The organism is Polaribacter sp. (assembly GCF_965656025.1).
Classification (GTDB): domain Bacteria; phylum Bacteroidota; class Bacteroidia; order Flavobacteriales; family Flavobacteriaceae; genus Polaribacter.
Genome location: NZ_CBFHJT010000103.1, coordinates 1 through 5,379, shown reverse-complemented (window position 1 = coordinate 5,379; position 5,379 = coordinate 1). Strand labels below are relative to the sequence as shown.

Annotated in this window: 4 protein-coding genes; all 4 read right to left on the bottom strand. The window is 31.5% G+C overall.

What is annotated here, in order from left to right; translation table 11 throughout:
- On the bottom strand, nucleotides 1–1,070 hold a 1,070-nt coding region (locus ACTG3S_RS13790), incomplete at its 3' end, for an alpha-amylase family glycosyl hydrolase (RefSeq protein WP_439129913.1).
- Nucleotides 1,071–1,122: 52 nt separating this feature from the next.
- A complete protein-coding gene (locus ACTG3S_RS13785; protein ID WP_439129912.1) occupies nucleotides 1,123–2,448 on the bottom strand; it encodes a sugar porter family MFS transporter in 1,326 nt (441 codons plus the stop codon).
- A gap of 38 nt (nucleotides 2,449–2,486) precedes the next feature.
- Nucleotides 2,487–3,971: a glycoside hydrolase family 32 protein gene (locus ACTG3S_RS13780; protein ID WP_439129911.1), complete on the bottom strand. Its 1,485-nt coding sequence runs from the start codon at nucleotides 3,969–3,971 to the stop codon at nucleotides 2,487–2,489.
- A 1-nt stretch (nucleotide 3,972) separates the two neighbouring features.
- A partial coding sequence (locus ACTG3S_RS13775) for an alpha-amylase family glycosyl hydrolase (RefSeq protein ID WP_439129910.1) occupies nucleotides 3,973–5,379 on the bottom strand: 1,407 nt, incomplete at its 5' end.

Below are 5,379 nucleotides of genomic sequence, written 5' to 3'. Positions count from 1 at the left end.
GTCATTTGTTTCGCATTCCATTTGATTTCAAAATTGATTAAACTATTAAAAGCTTTATCAAAATAATTGACTTTTTTATCGCCAAAATCAAACGCTTTTCCATGAGAAATGGCATAATTATATACTTCTCCTACCAAATAAAAATTGTTATCATCTAACACTTTTTCTGGGTTATTTTTCTTGTACATTTCAAAAGCAGCATCACATTCTTGTTTAAATTCTTGCCAAACAAATTCTTCTGTATGCTTTACCGTATCTACTCTGTAGCCATCAATACCAAATTCTGTAATGTAGTCTGTTAACCATTTCATGATGTAAAAACGAGGTGCTCTTGGATGTCCTGTTCTTGCAAAGAAATCGTCTAACTCTTTTATTTCTTGTTCATAACGTCCTTCAGCTTTCCATTTTGCCACTAATTGTGGTGGTAAATCCACATTCTCATTACTTTCGGTTTTGATATCTGGTAAGTTTTTTACCAAAGTACAAGTAACTGTATTTTCGTAATTGTTGTATTTACATTGTGGTTCCGTTCTTACCCAATCTGATGGCCAAACAGGGTCTTTTTCGGTTACAGGACCTGTATGATTGATTACTGCATCTAACAAAACACGTATTCCGTTTTTGTGAGCAACTTGTACCAACTCTTTTAAATCTGCTTTAGTTCCGTAATTTGGATCTATTTTTGTCCAATCTTTTGCCCAATACCCATGATAACCGTAAGACAAACCTGTGCCTTCATCTGTCCCACCATGAATTTGCTCTACAATTGGTGTCATCCAAATAGCATTGATACCCAATTTTGTAAAATAACCTTCTTTTATTTTTTGAGTGATTCCTTTAATATCTCCTCCTTCAAATCCTCTTAATTTTCCTGTTTCTTTGGTTCTATCAAAATTGATGTCATTGGTAGTATCTCCATTGTTGAAACGATCCGTTAATAGGAAATAAATGTTTGCGCCTTCCCAAACAAAAGGTTGCTTTTGGTTTTTGCTTACTGCACTTTTGTCTGAATTTTGTTGAGCACAACTGAAAAAAAGTGCAATACTTGCTAATAAATATATTTTTTTCATGGATACTTGTTTTTTATTTTATGATGTATTTAATATGTTATAATTCTTAACGCTATTTTTTAGATAAATCTGATGCTAAATTTTCTAATGTTTTTCCTTTGGTTTCTGGCATTTTAAATTTCACCCATAACAGTTGAAAAATCATCATTAAACAAAAGAATGCAAACACTGTTGCAGGTCCTATTTTATTAAATAAGAAAGGTACAAATGATGGAATTATAGCGGCTAACACCCAATGTACCGAAGCCCCAAACGATTGACCAGCTGCTCTAAGTTTGGTTGGAAATATTTCTGAAATAAACACCCAAATAACAGCTCCTTGCCCAATTGCATGTGCAGCAATAAACACAAAAAAGAAGATTGGTATGTTTGCACCATCCCATTTAAAAAAGAAAGTTAAAGACACCAATGCTAATGAAATAATATAACCAATAGAACCAATATACATTAGGTTTTTTCTACCAAACTTATCTATCAATGCAATACCAACAATTGTAAAAACTAAATTTACAACACCAATACCAATAGAACTTAAAAAAGAAGTGGATTCTCCTAAACCAGCAAGTTCAAAAATTCTAGGTGCATAATATAAAAATGCATTGATACCGGAAACCTGATTAAAGAACGCAATAAAAAAAGCGAGCATTAAGGGCAATCTAAACTTTTTCATGTAAATATTTTCTTTATCTGTTGCTACTACTTTTTCTTTTTCAATTTCTGCAATCTCCTTTTCAATTTCGTCTTCAGGAACAATTGTTTTTAAGATTTCTATTGCTTGTTTTTTATCTTTTTTATATTCTAATAACCACCTTGGACTTTCAGGTATTTTAAGCACCAATAAAGAGTAAATAATAGCTGGTAATGCCTCTATACCCAACATAAATCTCCATGCATCTTCTCCAAAATCTTTAAAAAAGTAATTTGATACATAAGCAATTAAAATACCAAAAACAATATTAAACTGATACATAGCCACTAGTTTCCCTCTGTCTTTTGCAGGAGCAATTTCTGAAACATAAGCAGGCGCAACAACCGTTGATATACCAATACCTAAACCACCTATAAATCTAAACACAGCAAATAGATAAGGATTTGAAACCAATGCAGAACCCAATGCAGAAATAAAGAATAAAAACCCTATACTAATTAAGGTTTTTTTTCGACCTAGTTTGTTGGTTGGAATATACCCAAAAAAAGCACCAATTACAGTTCCCCAAAGTGCAGTTGACATTACAATTAAACCATGAAATAAGTCTGAACTTTGCCAGAACCCTTGCAACTGTTTATCTGCTCCAGAAATTACAACTGTATCAAAGCCAAACAGAAACCCTGCCAGAGCTACAACTATTGAAAAGAAAAGTAATTTAGATTTTTTCATAAAAAATAATTTTTGGTTAAAACTTTTTTCAAACTAGTTTACCAAGTTTTTTTCACATTATTCATCCTAAAATTGGTGATTTGTGCATTTTCTATACTTTCCATTTCTAAATTAGAAAAGGGTTCTTTAGGAAAAAATATGGCTGTCATTGAATATTTACCGTTGTTTATTAAAATTTCTATAGACGCTCTATCTAAAATAATTTGAAAATCAGTAATTTTTTCATCAATAGGCATTTTTTGTAGACTTTCTGCAAATTTATCACTGAAATTTGTGATTCCAGATTGTGATCTATCTAATGAGAAAATACGATTATTTAACTCTAATTTAAGCTTTTCATTTTTACTATTAGAAAGCAATAAACTCATTTGTTTTCCCTCGAAATTAAAAGAGATTTCTGCTTGTGAAAGATTTATTTTTTTAGCAGAATAAGGCAATTGTATTTCGTCTTTAGATTGTGTTTCATCTAAAATATCATCAAAACCTTCTGAAATATTTTGTCTTAAAAAATAACCATCATCATTTTTTTCCAAAACTAATTCTCTTGGCAACGTCATTGCACTTCGCCAAATTCTTGTTGGTGTTTTTTGTGCATACAGCCAATTACTCATCCAAGAAATTAAGATTCTTTTGTTTTTGGGCGCATTGTAAAAGGTAACACCAGCATAATAATCTGTACCATAATCCAACCAAATTGAGGGCTGTACATTTTTAAAAACTTCTCCATCAAAGTCACCAATAAAATATCGTGTTCCAGAGCCTCCATTTGGTGTATATTTATCATGATTTACAATCATTACCCATTTTTCTTTTTCATCTCCTTTTACCTTCATTTTAAACAAATCTACACACTCCCAAGTACCTGTTTTAGAAATATTTGGATTGGGTTTAAAATCACTTTTATATTTCCAGTCTTTTAAATTATCTGAAGAAAATATTTTGACTCTATCTCCAGAAGCAAGTACCATATTCCAAGCGTTAATTTCATCATTCCAAAACACATTTGGATCTCTAAAATCTCGTTCACTAGAATTTTTTATTACTGGATTTCCTGAGTATTTTGTCCAAGTTAATCCTTCATCTAAACTATAGGCGATTGCTTGACTTTCTGTATTACGATATCCTTGTTTCCAAAGTTCATCATTATGATAGGTAAATATTGCAATCATTGCATTTTTTCCAAATCCAGCTGTATTTTTCTTATCAATTACTGCACAACCAGAAAATATATTACCCAATTTATCAGGATAAAGAGCTATGGGATGATGTTCCCAATTAAAAAGATCTATACTACTTGCATGGCCCCAATGCATTGGACCCCAAACAATGTCTTTAGGGTAATATTGATAAAAAAGATGATACTTACCTTTATAATAAACCAATCCATTAGGATCATTCATCCATTTACTTTCTGGTGTAAAATGGAATTGAGGCCTGTGAGTTTCATTATAATAATCATTAGAATTTGATTGACAGAAACCATGAAATGATAGAAAGAGTAGTATTAAAGTTATAATTCTCATATTACAATTGTAAAATAAACGATTCTAAAGGTTTTAGTTTTAAATTAATAAGCCCCTTACCTTCTTGAACGTTTAAAGTAAATGTTTCTTTTTGATACAATTGATCTGTTACTTCATATTCACCATCAGCTAAATTCCATTTTTTAATAATTTCTGATGGAATTTCCAACACAAATCGATGATTCCCTTTGGCATCAAAATTTGAAACAATGATTAATTTTTCGTTTTCTGACCAACGTACAAAAGACAAGATTTTATCACCATAATTCAAGGTTTTATCTCTATTGTATTGATGAATATCTGCATATTCACCCATTAATGCATCCGAAGAAATGGTAAAATTTAAAAGTCTTTTGTAAAAATCTCTTAAAGCAAGTTCTTCTTTGGTTGATTGCCCTCCATCAAAATTTTTATCATTTACCCATCTTTGTACACTTGGTACACCAACATAATCAAAAATTGAAGTTCTTGAGGATGTTCCAAAACCTGCATTTTCTGAACCATCTTCCCCTAACTCTTGTCCGAAATAAATCATAGTTGGCGCTGAAGAAATGGTGGCAGAAACGACCATTGCTGGTTTTGCTTTTTCAGCACTTCCTGCAAATTCGGGACTTGCAATACGTTGCTCATCATGATTTTCTAAAAAATGTAGCATATGATGCTCAATATCTTTTAAATCGTCAATAATTGGAGGGATGTTATCTGTTAAACCATAGCCTTGCATCACATGTTTTATAGTATCATACAATTGTACTTTGTCATACAAATAGTCCATTTTGCCTTTCTTGATATAATCTCTATACAAGGAAGGATTGTAAACTTCCGCCAATAAAAAAGCATCTGGATTTTTCATTTTTATAGACGAATTCATGTAGCTCCAAAACTCAACAGGTACCATTTCTGCCATATCATATCTAAATCCATCAATCCCTTTCTCGATCCAATATAGAGCAATATCTCTGAATTTCACCCAAGAATTGGGTACTGTTTTATCTTGCCAAAACTCGAAATGTTTTTTATAATCTTCGTTTTCGAAACCTTGTGGTAATTCGTCAAAATCTTTTTTTCCTTCAGGCGAAATTCCATAATTTACTTTTACAGTTTCGTACCAATCGTAAAAATTAGGTTTTGGAGATCGTGAGCCATTTCCTGTCCATTTGGCTGGATTTTCATTGAATTCTCTATCTGATAAAGGGTGATTTTTTCCTTCTAAAGGCACGTATCCATTTTGAAAATCTGGGACTTCAAAAGGTGTGTTTGGTACATAATAAAAGTTATTATTTACATCATATTCTTTGGACGTATCATCATCTGCTCCAAAATCTTTCGTTCCTTCAGGATTAGAGATACTTTGATAATTTCTGGCTACGTGATTTGGAACAATATCAATAATTACTTTTAAATTGTT

What these genes read in the sequence shown, in the direction of transcription:
- ACTG3S_RS13785 (WP_439129912.1), bottom strand. Translation starts at nt 2,448, where the DNA reads ATGAAAAAATCTAAATTACTTTTCTTTTCAATAGTTGTAGCTCTGGCA.
- ACTG3S_RS13780 (WP_439129911.1), bottom strand. Translation starts at nt 3,971, where the DNA reads ATGAGAATTATAACTTTAATACTACTCTTTCTATCATTTCATGGTTTC.